18 protein-coding genes, 1 tRNA gene and 1 pseudogene are annotated in these 19,344 nt (G+C 64.7%); 13 read left to right on the top strand and 7 right to left on the bottom strand.

The genetic code is table 11. From position 1 onward, the window contains the following. Positions 1–37: 37 nt before the first annotated feature. Positions 38–1,186, bottom strand: coding sequence for an ABC transporter substrate-binding protein (locus IEX24_RS15325; RefSeq protein ID WP_188679783.1), 1,149 nt, complete (start codon positions 1,184–1,186; stop codon positions 38–40). Positions 1,187–1,357: 171 nt separating this feature from the next. Here IEX24_RS15325 and IEX24_RS15320 point away from each other — a divergent pair, with 171 nt between their 5' ends. The 4 genes from IEX24_RS15320 to IEX24_RS15305 all read left to right on the top strand — a co-directional run bounded on the left by IEX24_RS15320 (position 1,358) and on the right by IEX24_RS15305 (position 5,548). Next, on the top strand, positions 1,358–1,966 hold the full coding sequence (locus tag IEX24_RS15320; protein ID WP_188679781.1) for a TetR/AcrR family transcriptional regulator: 609 nt from the start codon (positions 1,358–1,360) through the stop codon (positions 1,964–1,966). Positions 1,967–2,145: 179 nt separating this feature from the next. Next, entirely contained in the window at positions 2,146–3,576 is a 1,431-nt protein-coding gene (locus tag IEX24_RS15315) for an NtaA/DmoA family FMN-dependent monooxygenase (RefSeq protein ID WP_188679779.1), read from the top strand. Next, positions 3,576–4,100, top strand: a complete 525-nt coding sequence (locus IEX24_RS15310; RefSeq protein ID WP_229715397.1) for a cupin domain-containing protein — start codon at positions 3,576–3,578, stop codon at positions 4,098–4,100. The genes IEX24_RS15315 and IEX24_RS15310 overlap by 1 nt, the downstream gene beginning before the upstream one ends. Then, complete coding sequence (locus IEX24_RS15305; protein WP_188679771.1) at positions 4,097–5,548, top strand: amidohydrolase family protein; 1,452 nt, start codon at positions 4,097–4,099, stop codon at positions 5,546–5,548. Before IEX24_RS15310 ends, IEX24_RS15305 begins: the two co-directional genes overlap by 4 nt. An 11-nt stretch (positions 5,549–5,559) precedes the next feature. Here IEX24_RS15305 and IEX24_RS19660 read toward each other — a convergent pair whose 3' ends face one another. Further along, positions 5,560–6,780: a Fic family protein gene (locus IEX24_RS19660; RefSeq protein WP_188679769.1), complete on the bottom strand. Its 1,221-nt coding sequence runs from the start codon at positions 6,778–6,780 to the stop codon at positions 5,560–5,562. A gap of 132 nt (positions 6,781–6,912) precedes the next feature. Here IEX24_RS19660 and IEX24_RS15295 point away from each other — a divergent pair, with 132 nt between their 5' ends. After that, positions 6,913–7,923 (top strand): adenosine deaminase, encoded by a 1,011-nt coding sequence (locus tag IEX24_RS15295; RefSeq protein ID WP_188679767.1) that lies wholly within the window; start codon positions 6,913–6,915, stop codon positions 7,921–7,923. 40 nt (positions 7,924–7,963) lie between these two features. On the opposite strand, the gene IEX24_RS15290 is transcribed toward IEX24_RS15295, so the two are convergent. Continuing rightward, positions 7,964–8,788, bottom strand: coding sequence for an HAD family hydrolase (locus IEX24_RS15290; RefSeq protein WP_188679765.1), 825 nt, complete (start codon positions 8,786–8,788; stop codon positions 7,964–7,966). Between the two features lie 241 nt (positions 8,789–9,029). Here IEX24_RS15290 and IEX24_RS15285 point away from each other — a divergent pair, with 241 nt between their 5' ends. Then, entirely contained in the window at positions 9,030–9,668 is a 639-nt protein-coding gene (locus IEX24_RS15285) for a nucleoside/nucleotide kinase family protein (protein ID WP_203586048.1), read from the top strand. Positions 9,669–9,700: 32 nt separating this feature from the next. Here IEX24_RS15285 and IEX24_RS15280 read toward each other — a convergent pair whose 3' ends face one another. Further along, on the bottom strand, positions 9,701–10,207 hold the full coding sequence (locus IEX24_RS15280; protein WP_188679763.1) for an Lrp/AsnC family transcriptional regulator: 507 nt from the start codon (positions 10,205–10,207) through the stop codon (positions 9,701–9,703). Between the two features lie 153 nt (positions 10,208–10,360). Here IEX24_RS15280 and ald point away from each other — a divergent pair, with 153 nt between their 5' ends. Further along, positions 10,361–11,479: an alanine dehydrogenase gene (gene ald, locus IEX24_RS15275; RefSeq protein WP_188679756.1), complete on the top strand. Its 1,119-nt coding sequence runs from the start codon at positions 10,361–10,363 to the stop codon at positions 11,477–11,479. Between the two features lie 116 nt (positions 11,480–11,595). Here the strand turns inward: ald and IEX24_RS15270 are convergent, their stop codons facing one another. Together IEX24_RS15270 and IEX24_RS15265 are read right to left on the bottom strand one after the other, a co-directional pair. Continuing rightward, entirely contained in the window at positions 11,596–12,888 is a 1,293-nt protein-coding gene (locus tag IEX24_RS15270) for an alpha/beta fold hydrolase (RefSeq protein ID WP_188679754.1), read from the bottom strand. A 138-nt stretch (positions 12,889–13,026) separates the two neighbouring features. Continuing rightward, positions 13,027–13,368 (bottom strand): TetR-like C-terminal domain-containing protein, encoded by a 342-nt coding sequence (locus IEX24_RS15265; RefSeq protein ID WP_188679752.1) that lies wholly within the window; start codon positions 13,366–13,368, stop codon positions 13,027–13,029. Between IEX24_RS15265 and IEX24_RS15260 the strand changes: the two are divergent. The 6 genes and pseudogenes from IEX24_RS15260 to IEX24_RS15235 form a co-directional block, all read left to right on the top strand. Beyond that, positions 13,361–13,704 (top strand): annotated as a pseudogene (locus IEX24_RS15260) (SDR family NAD(P)-dependent oxidoreductase); the annotation flags it as partial. The gene IEX24_RS15265 and the pseudogene IEX24_RS15260 overlap by 8 nt on opposite strands. A gap of 105 nt (positions 13,705–13,809) precedes the next feature. Beyond that, positions 13,810–13,886: transfer RNA gene (locus tag IEX24_RS15255), tRNA-Arg, on the top strand. A gap of 82 nt (positions 13,887–13,968) precedes the next feature. Continuing rightward, positions 13,969–14,922, top strand: a complete 954-nt coding sequence (locus tag IEX24_RS15250; RefSeq protein WP_188679750.1) for a LysR family transcriptional regulator — start codon at positions 13,969–13,971, stop codon at positions 14,920–14,922. Positions 14,923–15,015: 93 nt separating this feature from the next. After that, positions 15,016–16,032, top strand: a complete 1,017-nt coding sequence (locus IEX24_RS15245) for a putative oxygenase MesX (protein WP_188679748.1) — start codon at positions 15,016–15,018, stop codon at positions 16,030–16,032. Further along, on the top strand, positions 16,029–17,072 hold the full coding sequence (locus IEX24_RS15240; RefSeq protein WP_188679746.1) for a methionine synthase: 1,044 nt from the start codon (positions 16,029–16,031) through the stop codon (positions 17,070–17,072). The genes IEX24_RS15245 and IEX24_RS15240 overlap by 4 nt, the downstream gene beginning before the upstream one ends. A gap of 119 nt (positions 17,073–17,191) precedes the next feature. Then, a complete protein-coding gene (locus tag IEX24_RS15235) occupies positions 17,192–18,328 on the top strand; it encodes a GDSL-type esterase/lipase family protein (RefSeq protein WP_188679744.1) in 1,137 nt (378 codons plus the stop codon). 38 nt (positions 18,329–18,366) lie between these two features. Here IEX24_RS15235 and IEX24_RS15230 read toward each other — a convergent pair whose 3' ends face one another. Beyond that, on the bottom strand, positions 18,367–19,323 hold the full coding sequence (locus IEX24_RS15230; protein WP_188679742.1) for a PDR/VanB family oxidoreductase: 957 nt from the start codon (positions 19,321–19,323) through the stop codon (positions 18,367–18,369). Positions 19,324–19,344 lie beyond the last annotated feature (21 nt).

Raw genomic sequence — 19,344 nt, 5'->3', positions numbered from 1 at the left:
CGGTCGCGCGTGGGTGCGCGAAGCCACGGGTGGTGCGTTATGAAGCCGCGGTAGGAATAGTCAACGGCACAATCAGCTCAGGATGCTCGGCGTAGACCTCTTTGATGAGGCTCATGTCGAACAGCTGATCTGCCGTCACGGCGGTACCCATCGCGGTGAGCGACTTGATGTTCTCGGCGATCAAATCGTCGGTCATGGTGAACAGACCGTTCGCGTTCGTGTCGGCGGTCACGATCAGGGCGTTCTGAGCGGTGGCCTCTGAGGTCTGCTCGGTCTGATCGAGGTCTTGGTCTGCACCGTACTTGGTCACCGCGTAGGTGGCCGACTGCGTGGGGCTGTTCACCGCGTCGGTCCAGCCCTTGATCTCGGCGACGAGAAACGCCTTCAAGAGGTCGCGCTGCTTGTCGATGGTGTCTTGCGTCACCGTGAAGGTCTCTGCAACGAACGGCAGGCCGTTGTCAGCGAAGCTCAGCACCACGGGGGTGAAGCCGTCTTTCGCGGCCAGAATCGGCTCGTTTGTCGTGTACGACATGTGTGCGTCGTAGGCGCCGGTCTCAAGTGGCGAGATGTCGTACTGCGTGGTGACCAGCGTCACGTCGGCGTCGGTGAGGCCGTTCGCGGCGAGGAAGCCTTCGAAGATGGTCTGGTTGCCGCCCGACTGCACGCCGATCTTCTTGCCCTTAAGGTCGGCGACCGTCGCGATGGGAGTCTTCTCTTTCAGCGACAGCAGACAGAACGGGTTCTTCTGGTAGGTCGAGGCGATGATCTTCAAGTTCGCGCCCTGCAGCACCGAGGGGCCGGTGATCGACGGTGACGACAGGCCGACGAGCGCCTGGCCCGAGAGCAGTGCTTCTTCGGCGCCCGTCTGGCCGCCACCGGCGAGCAGCGTCACTGCCTGGAAGCCTGCGTCGGTGTAGTAGCCCTTCTCGGTGGCGAAGTACTCACCGGCGAACTCGATGTTCTTGATCCAGGAAAGCTGCAGGGCGATGGTGCCGAGGCTGCCAGGCGCCGCAGAAGCAGCTCCCGACGCAGCGGCGGTGCTGCTGCCCGAGGTGGTGGAGCCGGTGCTGCAGGCTGCCAGAACGGCGGCGCCACCGACGGCCAGCGCGCTGAGGCCACCGATGCGCAAGAACCCGCGACGGTCGAACTGCTTGGTCACAACAGGGGGAGGGGTGAAGGCGTTCATGAAAACTCCAAACGGTCGGGTTCGCAGGGTGTGGCAGCGAAATGCTGTGAGTCGCGCGCCGAAAGTCCGAGCGCGTTCGCTATCCGAGAAACGCTAGTTCGCCATTGTTACCGCCGCATTTCGGCGGTGTTGCCTTCGCCGCACGAGCCTATGAACCGTTAGCGTCGTTTCATGACACTCGCGTTGCCCGACAAAGATGACGGTGCCGATCGCCGAGAACTGCTGCTCGACCGCATCGTCGACTATGTGCTCGAACACGGAATCACCCAGCTGACCCTGCGCGGCCTGGCGACCGCGGTCGGGTCGAACAACCGCATGTTGCTCTACTATTTCGGCAGCCGTGAAGAGCTGATTGTGGCTGCGCTCGCCGCGGCCGAAGTCAGGTTTCCGAGCATGGCGGCCGTCATCACCTCGTTCGACGCATCAACCGCGCCTCTCAGCGAGCGGCTCTTCTCCGCCTGGGCGACCATCTCCGACCCGGCCAACCTGCCGTTCCATCGGCTCTTCTTCGAGATCTTTGGCCTCGCCGGCTTCGAGCGACAGCGTTTCACGACCTTCCTCGGCGAGGTGGGCACCGAGTGGGTGGCGCATGTCGCGGCCGTCTTCAGGCAGGCGGGGGTAGTGGATGCTCAAGCCGAACTCTTCGCGCACGAAATCGTCGCTCTCTGGCGGGGCCTACAGACCACCTTGCTCAGCGGCGGTGATCTCGCGGTCATCGACAGCGCGGCGCGCGCCGCGACCGCCGCTCTCCTCGCTCGGGTCACTTCCGTCGATCCCTGAGCTCGGTGCGCCGCCAGAGCGACACCTCCAGACGAGATGAGCCATGTGGGGCGGTCGCTCTCGACCGCAAAGGTCGCGCGAGCGGCGTAAAAGCACGGGCAGGTTACAGAAACGCCCCCCGTGTAAACACTGTGTTTCTCCGCTAGACAGTCGTGTGAACCATTTGGTTCACTGACACCATGAAGCAGATTCATTTGGGCGTGTTCGAGGTTGCCGGGCCGCAGGTCGGTGGCACGTTGAGCTGGCCGCATCCACTCGCCGAATCGGCGCGCTTTCACGAACTCGACCACTGGATTCACATCGCCCAGCTGCTCGATGGCGCCGGCTTCGATTTTCTGTTCTTCGCCGACGGCTTCGGCTTTCCGTCGATCGGTGGCGACCTGCCCGAGATGGCGGCCAGGGGAGGCATCAACTTTCCCTCGATGGACCCGGCGATGATGATCTCAGCCCTGGCGCACGAGACCGAACGCCTGGGGTTTGTGGTGACGAGCTCGACCGGTCTCGATCATCCGGTGCAGACTGCTCGCCGGTTCGCTACGCTCGACCACCTCACGGGCGGCCGGGTGGGCTGGAACATCGTCACCGGCGCCTCGCAGAACACGGTCGCCGAGCTCTTCGGGCACGAGACCATGAACGCCCACGACGCGCGGTACGACCAGGCCGACGAATACCTCGACCTCGCCATGACGCTCTGGGAGGGCTCGTGGGAAGACGATGCGTTCGTCGCCGACAAAGAGGCGCAGATTCTGGCCCACCGCGACAAGCTGCATCGGCACGAGTTCGTGGGTGAACACTTTCGGTCGTCGGGGTACTTCACGGTCGACCCGTCGCCGCAGCGAACCCCCGTTCTCTTTCAGGCCGGAACGTCGGCCCGCGGGCGCGCCTACGCCGCGCGCAACGCCGAGTGCGTGTTCGTGCAGGGCACCACGGTGGAGCAGACGGCCTTCAACGTCGCCGACATTCGCGCGAAGGCGGCCGAGTGGGGGCGCGACCCGAACTCGCTGAAGATCATGGTGGGGCTGACGGTGACGGTGGCGCCAACGCACGACAAGGCGGTGGCTTTGCGGGCAGAGTTCGACGATCTGCAGACCGACGAGGTGGTGGCGGTGCTCTACGCGGGCAACACGGGCATCGACCTGCTTTCGCTCGATCCCACCCGAGACCTTACTCAGATTCTGGATGCCGGTGGCCCCATCGGGCAGATGGGTCAGAGCAACATAGACCGGTTCGTTCCGAAAGACGGCAGCACGCCCCCGACGGTGCGTGAGATTCTCGACCAGTTGAGCGGCCGAGGTACGCGCGGGCTGCAGCTGACCGGCAGCACCACAGAGGTGGCCGACGAGTTGGAGCGCCTCATCGACGCCACCGATCTCGACGGGTTCTTGCTCGAGCCCATCTTCGCGCCCGGCGACCTCGAAGACTTCGCGCGCCTGGTCGTACCCGAGCTGCGCCGCCGCGGCCGGATGCCCGCCGAACCCGGCACGGGCACTCTGCGCGAGCAGATGCTCGGGCGCCCGGGCCCGCACCTCTCCCCGGATCACCCCGGCACCCGCTTCAAGGTTTCGCGCCCGGCTGCTACTACGCCCGCCTCGGCGATGGTCTCGGAGTAGTGGAGATCGAGCATCCGGAGCCTGAGCGAGTTGCGCGCCGAACTGTCGACGGCGAGGTGATCGAGTGGCTCGAGGTGCCGCCCCGCGCCGCCGCCTTGGGTCTCGAGCCGCACCCCGAGGGTGGCTGGTACCACCGAACTTGGGCGTCATCCGCGGTGACGACGGTCGACGGCGTCGGCCGCCCCGCGGCCACGTTGATCTACTTCTTGCCGCCTCCGGGCGAGGCATCGGCATGGCATCGGGTGGACTTCGACGAGATCTGGCTGTGGCACGGCCCCGACCCCGTGATGCTCCAGCTCGGGGGGAGCGGTAGTGCTCCTGCGTTCTCGGGTGAAAACGTCAAGATCGTGACGCTCGGTGGCGGTAACGGCGAGCGTGGTGGCGGCCAGGGGGCTATCGAGCATCCACAAGTCATCGTGCCGGCCGGCGTCTGGCAGCGCACCGTGCCGAGCGACGGCGAAACTCTTGTCAGTTGCGTCGTCTCGCCGGGTTTTTCGTTCGACGCGTGGGTGTTGGCCCAATGAGCGCGACCGACGCAACCGCGCGCCCTGAGCCGCAGTCGGGCGATCGCGTGCTGCCCGCCGACTTCGTGGTCACCATGAATGGCGCACTCGACGTAATCGCCGACGGGGCTGTCGTGGTCAGGGGCACTCAGATCGAGGCCGTCGGTGCGGCATCCGCGATTCTCGCCGACTACCCGCACGCCGAAATGACCGCGCTGCCCGGGCGGCTGCTGATGCCGGGGCTGGTCAACGCGCATCACCACTCAGGGGTGCTTCGCGGCACTGCCGAACATCTACCGGTGTGGGAGTGGTTGCGCCTGCACATCGACCCGATGCACCGCGTACTGCGCCCCGACGAGGCCGAGGCCGCCTCCTGGCTCTGCTACGCAGAAGGCCTGCTCAGCGGAACAACGACCGTCGTCGACATGTGGCGCTTCATGCAGGGCAGTGCACGGGCAGCGGATGCTCTGGGTAACCGCCTCGTGACCGTTAACTATGTCGGAGCCCACCCCGACTACGACTACTTCGACACCCTCGACGACAACGAGGCCATGCTCGAGCAGTACGGCGGCAGACCGGGCGGCGCGGCGGGCGGCGGCGCCGGGGGCCGCATCTACCCGTGGGTGGGGCTCGAGCATCCGTTCTACGCCGACGAAGCCGGCCAGCAGCGGGCGATCGCGCTCGCCAACAAATACAACGCCGGGTTCTACACGCATTGCAGCGAGAGCGAAGTAGAGGTGGCAGAGTTCGAGGCGCGCTACGGCGCACGGCCCATGTTCGCGCTCGAGAAGCTGGGGTTCTTCGATGTTCCGCGCGCCATGATCGCGCACGCCGTGTGGCTCGACGCGGACGAGGTGGAGCTGATCGCGGCGCGCCGAGTGGGTGTCTCGCACAACCCCGTCAGCAACATGAAACTCGCGAGCGGCATGGCTCCCGTCGCCGAGTACCTGGCTGCCGGAGTCGCCGTAGGCCTCGGCACCGACGGCGAAAAGGAGAACAACAACCTCGACATGTTCGAAGAGATGAAGGTCGCCTCGCTGCTCGGCAAGCTGCGAAAAATGGATGCTGCGGCCATGGACAGCTGGCAGGTTCTGCAGATGGCGACCATGGGTGGCGCCCGCGCGCTCGGCCTCGACGCGTCGATCGGCTCGCTCGAGCCGGGCAAGCAGGCCGACCTCATCGCGGTGCGCACCGACACTCCGCGCATGACTCCTTTGATCGGCGAAGGCCCCTACGCGAACCTGCACCACAACCTCGTGCACGCCGTTCGCGGCAGTGATGTCGACCTGACCATGGTCGACGGCCGCATCCTCGTGCAGAACGGTCAGCTCGTGACCGCCGACCTGGGCTCCCTGATTCAGGATGCCCGTTCCGTCGTTCCGGGCCTCTTCGCCCGCCGTTCGGCCTACCTGGCCTCCGTCTCGGCCACCTCTCCCGACGGCCCCGCGGGCCTCTTCACCGGCTCTTAGCCGCCCAACTGCTACCCGCGCCGGCCCGAGCGCTCGGCGAACCTGTCGAGCGCAGCGAGAATCTCGTCGCTACGCCAGAACACCGAAGATCGGTACTCGGGCTTTTTCTTGAGCACGCCATTCTGCTCGAGCTGGTTCAGAAGCCGGTAGATGTTAGTCGGATTCAGGCCGAGGGTTTGCGCGGCGGAATCAGCGGTGACGACCGGCTGCCTGGCGAGCAGGTCGAGAAGTGCCCAAACGCCTGAATCTGCGCGCGCTTTTATCTGTTCGCGCCAGCTGGCTTGAATGCCCCGAATGTCTATCACCAACTCTTTGGCGTTGGTGATGGCGAGAAACGACGACTCGGCCGTGAGCGTCACGATCGTATCGATATCGCCCTCCCGGTACTGCATCAGCGCTTGGTGGTAACCGTTCGTGTTTGCGAGAAGACCTGCCGAAACCGGAACTGTCACGTTGTGAGTCAGCTGTTTCGCCCGCATCATCGCTTGCATCAGCGCTCGCCCCGTGCGACCATTTCCATCGGTGAATGGGTGAATTGTTTCGAATTGAGCGTGTGCCACCGCTGTTTGAGCGAGCCGCGGGAGATCACCGCGCCGCGCGAAGATCATGAGATCGTCGACTAGCCGGGGCACCCGTCGAAAGTTCGGGGCAACGAACAGTGCGCCGACAGGGCTGAGTGAGCTCGTGCCGATCCACACGGCTTCTTCGCGCCACGAGCCGCCTTGGTGATGAGCGTCGCCGGTCATCAGCTCCCGGTGCATTCCGAGTACTGAGTGAGAGGTCAGGTCGTCAGAGAGGTCGAGTGCCGCCTGCATCGCCCGCGTATTGGCGACGATGATCTCCGCGTTCTTGCGTGCTGCGTTCCCGCCCGATCGATTGGCGAGCTCCGCGGTCAAGACGGCGCGGGCGCTCGCTGTCAGGTTCTCGATTCGAGAGGATGCCGCCGCCTCAGAGCGCAACAGCAATGGTGCGAACGGGGCGATCTCGCCGTTGAGCGACTCGTCGAATCGAATCAGCTCATTGCTGGCCTCTTCAGCCATCGCTGCGGAGGCCGATGACAGTCGAAGTTCTCGCTCAGCGATGAAGGGTGGGATGCTCGACGTGTAATTTATTTCGCGAGGCACTGCGACGGTCGCCTGAACTCCCCAGGTCGCACTCTTACTGACCCAGACTTCGTGCTCAGCCTCTGTGGCGGGCCACGACCGGCCTGCCGAAGGTCGCGTCTTGTCCATTCTGCAACCTTTCGTAACGTAATAATCGCCAGCTTTGATTTTATCACTTAGTCGGTTAAGTGATAATGCTATTGTTCACGATTATTAGCTAGCCCCGTGAGATTCGAAGCGAAGGTGAGCCACAATGATCGTATGACGCACCCGCTTTACGACCTGCCCAAAGCCGAGCTGCACCTGCACATCGAGGGCACCCTCGAGCCTGAGATGGTGTTCGCGCTCGCCGAACGCAACGGGCTCGAGTTGCCCTACGAGAGCGTCGACGACCTGCGCTCGCGGCTGCAGTTCACCGACCTGCAGTCGTTTCTCGATCTGTACTACGCCTGCAGCGCGGTGCTTCGCGAAGAACAAGATTTCTACGATCTGACTGCGGCGTACCTCCGCAAGGCGCACTCGCAGGGGCTCCGGCACATCGAGATGTTCTTCGACCCGCAAGCTCACACCGAGCGGGGTGTGCCCATCGACACCGTTATCGACGGGCTGAAACGCGCCCTCGACGACGCCTTCGAGGAGTTCGGCATCACTGGCGGCCTCATCATGTGCTTCATGCGCAACCTGCCCGTCGAGTCGGCGTTCGCCACGCTCGAGTCGGTTGCCGACAGGGCCGCGGCCGGCGACATCATCGGCGTGGGCCTCGACTCCACCGAAATCGGCTACCCGCCCGAGATCTTCGAACTCGTCTATGCCCGGGCTCGTGCCCTCGGCCTGCACTGCGTCGCCCACGCGGGCGAGGAGGCCGGCCCCGAGTTCGTCGAAGGTTCGCTCGACGCGCTGAAGTGCGAACGCATCGACCACGGAATCCGCAGCCTGCAGAACCCCGCCCTCGTGGAGCGGTTGCGCGCCAGTCAGGTTCCGCTCACGGTGTGCCCGCTTTCGACCGTGCGGCTGAAAGGGGTAGAGACGATGGCCGAGCATCCACTGCCCCGGATGCTCGAGGCAGGCCTTCTCGTCACCATCAACTCAGACGACCCCTCGTATTTCGGCGGTTACGTGGGCGACAACTACATCACGGTGCAAGACACCTTCGGGTTCAACGACGCGGCGATGGCGGCGCTCGCCATGAACTCGGTGGCGGCCTCTTTTGCGTCGGCGGCGCGCAAGGCCGAGCTGCGTGCCGAGGTGGCGGCGTGGTCGGCCGCGCACTGAGGTCACGGCGTCGTCGGCGACCCGCCGAGGCTGCTGCGGCCTAGCCGGCCGCGCGCGCCCAAGCCTCTATGTCGGGGTAGAGCAGCTCGATGCGTGGGGCCCGATACGTGGGCCGGGCATCCGGTGCCTCAAGTCGCTCGATCAGCGCAGTCGCGCACCCGAACGCCGCCGCCGGGGCGAGGTCGTTGCGCCAGATGTCTCCGACGCTGAGCAGGCGGTCAGGATGCTCAGCGAGCCCATTCTGGGCCAGAAGCCGCTCGATGATGCCCGACATTCCCGCCGGTTTGCGTGCCGACGTCACCACTTCGTCGAAGCATTCGGCGAGGCCGAGCGTGCGCAATTGTTGCGTGACGCCGGCTTCGGGCGCGTTCGTGACCAGCACGATCTGGGTCCGCTCTGGCAGGCCCCCAAGCAGGTCTGCCAGACCGTCGGGCGCAGTGGTCTCAAGTGAGCCGCTCGCCAACTCTTCGCGGCTGCCGGTGTAGGCGACGCTCAGCTGTTCGTCGGTGATTCCGCGTGAGCGCGCCAGCCGCTCGGCGGCCTCGTACCCGTCGACGCTGTTCGCGATGACCTCGAGCGCGTCGTTCAGCGCGGGCGCATCGTGCTGCCCGGGCGTTTCACTCGTCTCGGCCGCGCCACCCATCTTTGGCTCACTGCTCGGCCCAGCCGCTTCGCCCGACCCGCGCTCGGCCCGCGTCAGAAACCGTTCGACGCTTTCCCGTACCGACGGTCGCCCGCTCGAGGTGGCTTCGCGAGCTACGAGGGCCTCGTCGAGCAGCCGCGCGTACGCGAACACGGGTGCGTCGCCGAGGCAGACGGTTCCGTCGAAGTCGAGCACGAGCACCTGCGTATAAGAGGAAGCCATCCATCGATCATGCCGTAGCCGTAGCCGTAGCCGTAGCCGTAGCCGTAGCCGTAGCCGTAGCCGTAGCCGTAGCCGTAGCCGTAGCCCGGAGTCGGAATCCGCAGTCGGAGCCGGAGCCCGTAGCCGTGGCCCGTAGCCGGAACCCGCAGTCGGAGCCCGCAGTCGCAGCGCGCAGTCGCAGCCGGAGTCACAGCCTTAGCCCGCAGTCGCAGTCGCAGGCCGCCCCCGTAGGCTGGGCAGCGTGCAGCTCGACGACTTGGCTCAGCGTGCCCTCGGGCTCTGCCGGGCATCCGATACCGAAACGCGCGTCGTGCTCGGCATCGCCGGAAGCCCCGGCTCAGGCAAGACCACGCTCGCCACGGCGGTGGTCGATCGCGTGAACGAGCTCGCGGGCATCTGCACGGCCGTTCACCTGCCCATGGACGGCTTTCACCTCGCCAACTCCGCGCTCGACGCGCTCGGCCGCCGCGCCCGCAAAGGCGCCATCGACACCTTCGACGGCTGGGGGTACGTCGCCATGCTCCGCCGCCTCGCCGCCGAGCGCGACCACACCGTCTACGCCCCCGGTTTCGACCGCACCATCGACGAGCCTGTTGCCGGGCAGATCGCGGTGGCTCCGGATGCCCGCCTCGTCGTCACCAAGGGCAATTACTTGCTCGTCGACGACCCACCCTGGTCACTCGCCCGCCCGCTCTTCGCCGAAACCTGGTTCTGCGCGACCCCCGCCGCGGAACGTTCGCGGCGGCTCGTGGCCCGACACCAGCAGTTCGGGCGCACCCTCGCCGAGGCGCGCCACTGGGCCGACGAGGTTGACGGCGCAAACGCCGCCCTCATCGAGCCGACGGCGGCCCGGGCATCCATCACCGTCGACGACTTCTGAACCTCACCTTCTGGCCAAGGCCGCGCGGCACCTCAGTTGACGACGTGCTCGAACACGATGCTCGTGCGTGTCGACGCCACCGACAGATGCGCCGACAGGTTCGACACCACGAACTCACGCAAATGGTCGCTGTCGCGGGTAGCCACGTGAATAACGAAGTCTTCGGCCCCGCCCAGAAAGAACAGCTCCACCACCTCGGGCAGCCCCCGAATTTCATCGCTGAACGCCTGAATGCCGTGCCGGGCACCCGACTTGATGCTCACACTGATCAGCGCCTGCAGGCTCAGCCCCAGCGCCGCGGGCGAGATGCGCGCCGTGTACGCCGTAATGACCCCGCGATCTTCGAGCGACCGCACCCGCGAGATGCACGTCGACTGCGCAATACCCACCAGCTCGGCCAGACGACTGTTGGGCATCCGCCCGTTCACCCGCAAGAGCGCGACGAGTTTCGTGTCGACCTCATCGAGTGGCGTCACCGAATTCGGCCGAGGCACAGAGTCGCGGCCAATGGATGCCCGTGGATTGTTCGAACTAACCATGGCCCCTGACGCCCTTCGCCGAAGAATCGCTGCCCTAGAAGCCAGTATCACGCAATATCCACCGAATTAATCTGCATGAAACGAGCATTTCGCAGAATTGACCTATCGCGTGCGAGCAACGATGGCGCAACGAAGACGAAGACGGAGACAGCAATGCTGATAGGCATTCCCACCGAGGTCAAGAACAACGAGAAGCGCGTCGCCGCAACTCCCGCCGGCGTTCACGAGCTGGTCAGGCGCGGTCACAGCGTTGTCGTGCAAGAAGGCGCAGGCCTCGGCTCGCGCATCACCGATGAAGACTTCACGGCCGCCGGCGCGCGCATTCTGCCCACCGCCGACCAGGTCTGGGCCGAAGCCGACCTGCTGCTCAAAGTAAAAGAGCCGATCGCACCCGAATACCACCGCATGCGCCCCGGCCAGGTGCTCTTCACCTACCTGCACCTCGCCGCCTCCCGCGAGTGCACCGATGCCCTCATCGCGTCGGGCACCACCGCCATCGCCTACGAAACCGTGCAGCTCGAGAACCGCAGCCTGCCGCTGCTCTCGCCGATGAGCGAGGTCGCGGGCCGGCTCTCGGCGCAGGTCGGCGGGTACCACTTGATGAGCGCGGCGGGCGGCCGAGGCATCCTGCTCGGCGGCGTACCCGGAACCCCCAAGGCCAAAGTCGTCGTCATCGGCGGCGGCGTTGCGGGCGAGCACGCCGCAGCGAACGCGCTCGGCATGGGCGCCGACGTCACGGTGATCGACCTTTCGCTGCCCCGCCTTCGGCAACTCGAGGTGCAGTTCGGCGGGCGCATCCAGACCCGTGCGTCGAGCGCCTACGAAATCGCCGCCCAGCTTCGGGATGCCGACCTCGTCATCGGCTCGGTACTCATTCCCGGTGCCGCTGCGCCAAAGCTCGTGACCGACGCCATGGTCGCCGACATGAAGCCCGGGTCAGTGCTCGTCGACATCGCCATCGACCAGGGCGGATGCTTCGAGGGGTCGCACCCCACCACCCACGACGACCCCATCTTCGAGGTGCACAACAGCATCTTCTACTGCGTCGCCAACATGCCGGGCGCCGTGCCCGAGACCTCGACGACTGCGCTCACCAACGCGACCTTGCCGTACGTGCTGACGCTCGCCGACAAGGGTTGGCAGCGGGCGGTTCAGGATGATCGTGCCCTCGCCTCAGGCCTGAACATCCATGCCGGGGCCGTGACCAACGCCCACGTCGCCGCCGCGCTCGGCCTCCCCTACACCCCACCCCTCGACGCAGCCGCGGCCTGACGCGCGGAAATTCCCGCGCTTTCGGCTCCCTTCCCGCACGCATCCGTCGTTCGCGTTGCGCAACAGCACCCTGAACGGCGCGCGGCGGAGCTACCTCCGCGGGCCACATCAGTGCTCTAGCAGGGGGACGGCGCCGCGGTGAGCGCGGCCGGCAGTGGCGCGCCCGTGTCGAGGTGGGCGAACCACGGCAGCACGGTGTCGAGCGCCCGAAACGCCACCAGCCCGTGCCCCGTCTTTGCGACGCTCACGTACGTCACCTGGGTGCCGAGCGTGCACTCGTGCTGAGCGAACTCCACGGTGTCTTGCGGGCGAACCAGCGTGTCGATGTCGCCTTGGGCGACGTAAAGCGGCACGGTCAGCCCCGTTTCACCCGGAGTGTTTGCCGCAAGCAGCGACGCCCACGGCGCGGTCGTCGTCGGGTCGGCGGCGAGGTAGTTGCCGATCAGCGGCGTCGCGATGGCGTGCAACTGCTTGTTCTGCGAGAGCAGACAGAGGTCGTACATCGAGGGCGTCGCCGCCACCCCGGCCGGCGTCAGAATTGACGAGAGCGTCGCTCCCGGAGTCGACGGCCCGTACACGTTCGCGTACGCGGTAAAGGCGTAGGAGCCGATGCTGACTCCCGATACGTCGCCGATGTCTGCCTTCAACAGGCTGCCCAGCTGCGTGGCGGGCGCAGCGACGGCCACGCCGAGCAGGTTCAGTTCGGGGGCGTAGCTGCGGGCATCCTGAGCAGCGAAAAGCGCAGCGTGGCCACCCTGCGAATGCCCCCACAGCAGCAGTTTGTCGTTCGCCGCCGTCTGCGGAATCTGGCGAGCGGCCCGCGCAGCGTCGAGCACGCTGTTGCCCTCGGTCGTGCCGATCAGGTACGAGTCGGGGCCGGCCGCGCCCATGCCGGGGTAGTCGGTCGCCGCCACGACGTATCCCGCCGCGAGCAGCTGCCCGAGGCCCTCGACGCCGAACGGATCGATCAGCCCCGAAAGCGAAGGCGGCTCGACGTTGAGCGAGGGTGCGCACTGCTGTGCGGCACCGGTGGTGGGATGCCCCCACGACACAATGGTGCGCCCATTAGCAGGGGCCGGCCCCGTCGGCGCCAACACGACCCCAGAAACAAGAATGTCGTGGCCGAGCACATCTGTGGAGTGGTAGAGCACCCGCCACGCCTCGGCTCCGTTCGGCGCCCCGAGCACCCGCTCAGAGCGCACGAGCTGACCTGGTGCGCCCGCAACGATCGGATTCGGCAGCACGTAAAACGCTGCCTCGGTCGCGTTGTCGATGCCGCCCTCGACCGCTTGCCGCTCGATCGCCGAGTAGCTGCCCGTGATCAGGCAGACCACAGCCGTCACCACGACGATCGCGACAACCCGCAGCGCTCGGCCAGGTGCCGTTCGCCCGGTTGACCGCTCGTTCATACCCACACTTTACGGCCGCAGCGCCCGCTCGGAGCGCATCGGCGAACCAGGCAGCGCGCGCTCGAACTGGCACGCAGCCGCCCGCCCGCTCGTACCGTGTCGGTCAACCCCATCGTGGGTCACTCGTCGCTCACGCCGCTATTCGGTCAGCGGCCACCACCTCGGCAGCAGCCGCCCATACGCGTGAAGCACCGCGTCTATGCTTCGCGGCTCGTCTTCGCTGAGCCACCCCGTGATGACGCCCACGGTTCCGTTCGAGATGTACCGCGCGGCGAAATCGGCCAGCCCCGGGTCAGGCTGCGCACCGTCGTCGGCGATCGTCAGGGTGTGCTGGTCGACCAACAGCCGAATGGATGCTTCGAAGTGCCCCGCCAGCATCGCATGCAAGCTGTTCGCTCCGCTGGCTTCGCTCAGCCCGAAGCGGTAGATCGCCGCATGCTCCTCGACGTGCTGCAGCACCGCGCGGGTGACCTCGATCATCAACATGGCGTCGGTGCTCGGCAGCGTGGGCATCGCATCGTCGTCGGCTTACGTCACGGCCAAGCACGGCTGATCGGCCTCACGAAGAACGCGGCGCTCGAGTACGGCGCGCAGAACGTGCGCACGAACGCTGTTGGCCCCGGGTTCATCCAGACGCCCCTCATCGACGCGAACCTCGACGCAGACGCGAAGGCGTACTTGGCCGCGAAACACGCGCTCGGTCGCCTCGGTCAACCCGACGAGGTCGCCGCTCTGGTCGCCTTCTTGGCGAGCGATGCCGCCTCGTTCATCTCGGGCAGCTACCACCTGGTCGATGGTGGATACGCCGCACAGTAGATGCTCGATTCAGGGGTGCCGGCTCGGTCGCACTGCCGTGTCGACGCCCCTTCGTGAGACATGGTAGTGTTTTCCCTTGTGTGAAAAGCGTGTCTTACACACTTTGCGCCCGTAGCTCAGCTGGATAGAGCGTCTGACTACGGATCAGAAGGCCGGGGGTTCGAATCCCTCCGGGCGCACCACCGAAAACCCCCGCCTGCCGGGGGTTTTCTTGGTTTGATGAAGGTGACTCGCTCTGGATAGCTACTGCGATAGCCTGAGGCTATGGCACGTGGCGGCGTCGGAACGACGAATGGCATCACCCTGCTGCAGCTCAAGTACTTCGTTGAGGTTGCCGTAGAAGGCTCCATCACCGCAGCCGCCGACCTCAGTTACGTGTCGCAGCCGACCATGTCTGCCGCGATGAAAGACCTCGAGGCGCGCGTCGGTCGCGCACTCTTCACCCGTTCCGCACGCGGAGTCACCCTCACCGAAGACGGCACAGAGTTTCTCGGCTACGCCCGTCAGGTCGTCGAGCAGGCGGAGCTGCTCGAGCAGCGCTACCTGGGGCGGCCGCGTTCACGACGGCTCCTCGCCGTCTCCGCGCAGCACTACTCCTTCGTCGTCGATGCTTTCGTGCGCATGGTGAACGCCTCAGACGCGGCGGAGTACGAATTCACTCTTCGTGAGACTCGCACGTTCGACATCATCGAAGACGTGCGAACGCTCCGAAGCGAGCTCGGCGTTCTCTACCGCAACGACTTCAATCGAAACGTCATCAACAAGCTGCTCCGCGAGTCGGGCCTCACCTTCAATCCGCTCTTTCTCGCCGCGCCGCACATTTTCGTCGCGCGCACGAACCCGCTTGCCCAGCGCGAGCGCGCAACTCTTGACGACCTGGAGAACCTGCCGCGGCTGACCTTCGACCAAGGGGCCAACAACTCGTTCTACTTCGCCGAGGAAATACTCTCGACCCGTTCCTCGAAGCAGAACATTCGGGTGAGCGATCGGGCCACCATCTTCAACCTCATGATCGGTCTCGGCGGTTACACCATCTCCACCGGCATCATCTCCGACGATCTCGATCCGTCGATCACCGCGGTTCCGCTCGACGTTGACGAGCGCATCGAGATCGGGTGGATCGGGCACACCTCTGTGCCGCTCACCGATCAAGCCCAGGGTTTCGTCGCCCAGTTGCGCGATGTCGTCACCGACTTCGGGGTCGAACTGTTGGCATAGGCAACGCCTATAGCAACTTATCTTGAGTCTCGATGGTGCTATAGCCGTCGATCGTGCCTACTCTTGAATCTCTCAGAGAAGGCATCGCATAACATGACGAACGAATTCACGTTTGGTATCACCACCACGCACTTCGACGAAGATTACTCCCCGTCGAACAGTTCCCGAAGCACGACGAACTTCGCGAACCTCGCCCGAGGCGACGATCGCCAGCAGAATCTTCGCACCACGTTGGCGATGATCGACGATCGCTTCAACGACCTCGCGTCTTCTGACAATCCGAAACGGGATCGCTACTCGGTCGAGCTCGAGATCGTTTCTATCGACCTGCACCTGCCGTCAGACGGCGCTTATGAAGCATTTCCGCTGATCGAGATTCTGGATACCCACATCGTCGACCATCAAACGGGCAAGCGTGTTCACGGGATAGTCGGAAACAACTTCTCGTCGTACGTTCGCGATTACGATTTCAGCGTGGTGTTGCCAAAGCACAGCGCAAGTGCATCTGGGCTTGCCGTTCCACGGGACTTCGGAGACCTGCACGGCAAGCTGTTCAGGCATTTCCTCGACTCAGATGCCTACGTCGAGCGCTTCGAGAAGCCGCCCGTGATCTGCATCAGCGTGTCGAGCAAAGAAACGTACCGTCGCACGGGCAATCGCCACCCGGTGCTGGGCATCGAGTATGACCAGGATGCGCGCTCGTTGACCGACCACTACTTCGCAAAGATGGGGCTGAACGTGCGGTATTTCATGCCGCCGGGAAGCGTCGCGCCGTTCGCGTTCTACTTCGTCGGCGATCTGACCAGCGACTACTCCGATCTGGAGCTCATCGGTCTCATCAGCACGATGGAAGCGTTCCAGAAGATTTACCGCCCAGAGATCTACAACGCCCATTCTCCGGCCCCAGAGGTCTATCGACCGAAGCTGGAGAATCCAGACTATTCGCCGGTCTCAGTTGCCTACGATCGCGAAGAGCGCGGCCAGCTGGCGATCATCCAAGGCAAGCTCGCCGAAGAACGCTTCATGAACCCGTTTCATGACGTGCTCGAGCGATGGGCTGCGAACTACCCCCTGCCAACCCGACAAAACGCGGAGAATCAGCCAGCATGAACCACCAGTTACCGACCTCGATCGTCGGCAGTCTGCCGAAGCCCTCTTGGCTCGCGCAGCCGGAGCAACTCTGGTCGCCCTGGAAGTTGCACGGCGACGAATTGATCGAGGCCAAGAAGGATGCGCTCGGCCTAGCAACCCATGAACAGCGACTCAGCGGCATCGATATCGTCAGCGACGGCGAACAGACTCGTCAACATTTCGTCACGACGTTCATCGAACACCTGAGCGGCGTCGACTTCGAAAAACGAGAGACGGTACGCATTCGCGATCGTTACGACGCGAGCGTGCCGACCGTCGTGGGTGCGGTGACTCGCGACCGACCCGTTTTCGTGGAAGACGCGAAGTTTCTGCGCCAGCAAACCGATCAACCCATCAAGTGGGCTCTGCCCGGCCCCATGACGATGATCGACACGCTGTACGACGGGCACTACAAGAGTCGCGAAAAACTCGCCTGGGAGTTCGCGAAGATTCTCAATGAAGAGGCCAAAGAACTCGTAGCGGCTGGCGTCGACATCATTCAGTTCGACGAGCCTTCATTCAATGTCTTCTTCGATGAAATGAAGGAGTGGGGGGTGGCGGCTCTGGAGCGGGCGGCAGAGGGTCTGGGTAGTGAAACCGCCGTGCATATTTGTTACGGCTATGGCATCAAAGCCAACACCGACTGGAAGGCAACGCTCGGGTCTGACTGGCGCCAGTACGAGGAATCGTTCCCTCTGCTGCAGAAGTCGACAATCGACATCGTCTCATTGGAGTGCCAGAACTCTCACGTTCCCCTCGAGTTGATTGAGCTCATCCGAGGCAAGAAGGTCATGCTCGGGGCCATTGACGTCGCCAGCCATACGATCGAGACCCCTGAAGAAGTAGCCGCCACCCTGCGGAGCGCGCTCGAGTTCGTCGATGCAGACAAGCTGTATCCGAGTACGAACTGCGGCATGGCGCCGTTGCCCCGACGGGTTGCACAAGACAAGATGGTCGCCCTCGCGGTAGGAGCCGAAGTCGTCAGAGCAGAACTCAGTCAGCCCCGGGCAGCGGTATAGCAGCGTTTGCTGCGCCCGGAGGGTCGAGCGAGCTAGCCTTTCGTCATCACAACGTCGTCTGGCAGCGGGTGTGCGGTAAACCGTGCACTCACATCGTGGCCGACCGAAGGAACATCAGTATGATCTCGACACCATTCACTACCGAACTCGTGCAGGGAGTCGCCGAGCTCGAAGAGACGGCGCGCGGGGTGGCGCTGCACCGGCTGCCCGGCTGGGTTCGTCAGCAGTTTCCTGACCCGCAGCTGCTCGCCGTCGAGGCTCAGCCCTCCGGCGTGCGACTTGAATTCTCGACGACTGCTACCCAGATCGAGCTCGTCACGCACACCAATCGCGTGGTCTATAGCGGTACCGACCGCCCGCGCGGCCGTGTCGACGTGCTGGTCGACGGTGTGCTGCACACCCGCGACGAGCTCTCGGGCGGCGACTACACCGAAATCGACCTGCAGGCGGGTTCATCTTCGGTGCATGAGGGCCCAGATCACACCACCGTGGTTGCCGCACTTGCACCCGGCATGAAGGCCATCGAAATGTGGCTGCCGCACAACGAATCGGTCGAACTGATCGAGCTGCGCACCGATGCGCCCGCGCTGACCCCGCCCTCGGCTGCCCCGCTGTGGCTGCACCACGGCAGCTCCATCAGTCACGGCTCCAACGCGCTCGCACCCACCGAGATCTGGCCCGTCGTCGCCGCGCGCACGGCCGGCACTGTGCGGTTGACGAACCTCGGTTTCGGCGGCAGCGCGATGGTCGACCCGTTTATGGCACGCGTGATTCGAGACGCGCCGGCCGACATCATCAGCGTGAAGCTCGGAATCAACGTCGTCAATTTCGATGCCATGAGGCTCCGGTCGTTCGTACCCGCGGTGCACGGCTTTCTCGACACCATTCGCGACGGCCACCCCGACACGCCTCTCTATCTCATCTCGCCGATCTTCGCCGGCATTCACGAGAACACTCCCGGGCCCGGCGCCCTCGACCCTGCCACCCTCGGCACCACGCAGGTGCGCTTCATGGCAACCGGCACCCCCGCAGACACCGCGCAGGGCCGCCTCACCCTCGAAGTCATTCGTGACGCGCTCAGCGCCGTTGTCGAGCGGCGAGTGGATGATCGGAACCTGCACTACCTCGACGGGCTCGCCCTCTACGGCAGTGACGACGCCGCAACTCTCCCGCTACCCGACGCGCTGCACCCCGACACGGCAGCCCACAACCTCATCGGGCGTCGTTTCGCGGCCGTCGCTCTCGCGCCGCACTAGCCGGCCCCGACTGATGCATGTGCGCCGTCGCGGTGCAATCAGATGTCGAGTACGAGTCGTCGCCCGATGCAGCGTGAGACGCACACCATCATGGTTTCGTTGGAGGCTCGCTCTTCGTCGGTCAATACCGAATCGCGGTGGTCTGGAATGCCTTCGAGAACGGTCGTTTCGCAGGTTCCGCACACGCCTGCACGGCAGGAAGACAGCAGGGTCACGCCGTTCTCTTCCAGCACCTCGAGAATAGTCTTGTGCGGAGGCACGGTGAGGCTCAGCCCACTCTCTGCGAGCTCGATTTCGAATGACACCGCATCTTCATCGAGCGTGTGGGTCTGAGGTGTGAACCGCTCGAACTGGAGTGTGCCGGGCGGCCAGGCCGCGCTTCGCTCTTGAACCGCTTCGAGAAGCGACTCGGGGCCGCAGAAGTAGACCAGTCTGCCTTCGACGGGAGTGTCGAGCAGCTCGCCGAGGTCTACTCGGCTCTGTTCGTCTGAAGGGAAGAATCGAACGCGGTCGCCGTACTCGGCGAGTTCATCACGCAGAGCCATCGTTGAGAGCGAACGGCCGCAGTAGGCGAGGCTCCACTTTTTACCCGCTGCCTCTACGGAGTCGATCATCGGCTTGAGGGCCGTAATGCCTATTCCGCCTGCAATGAAGAGGTAGTCATCGGCGTCACGCACCGGAAAGTTGTTTCGCGGTTCTCGCACTTCTACCCGCGTACCGACCTCCCAATTGGCGTGAACGTGATCTGAGCCGCCGCGCCCGCGTGGCGGCGGCTGGTGCTTGACAGCGATCTGCCAGGTCGCAGAATCTGCGGGGTGACCGCACAATGAGTATTGGCGGGTGATCTCCGGCGTAATGAGCACGTCGATATGAGCGCCTGGTTCCCAAGGGGGCAGGGGCCGATCATCCACTGGCCGAAGTGTCACCACCAACGCGTCGCCGTCTCTGCGCCTGCCGCTGACGACCATCGAGAGAATGGTGTCATCGGCAGGCATCAGAGAAGAGGCTTCGCGGGA

It is taken from the genome of Subtercola lobariae, from assembly GCF_014640255.1.
Classification (GTDB): domain Bacteria; phylum Actinomycetota; class Actinomycetes; order Actinomycetales; family Microbacteriaceae; genus Subtercola; species Subtercola lobariae.
The sequence above is the reverse complement of the archived record's forward strand: the minus strand, read 5'-3'. Positions and strand labels throughout refer to the sequence as shown.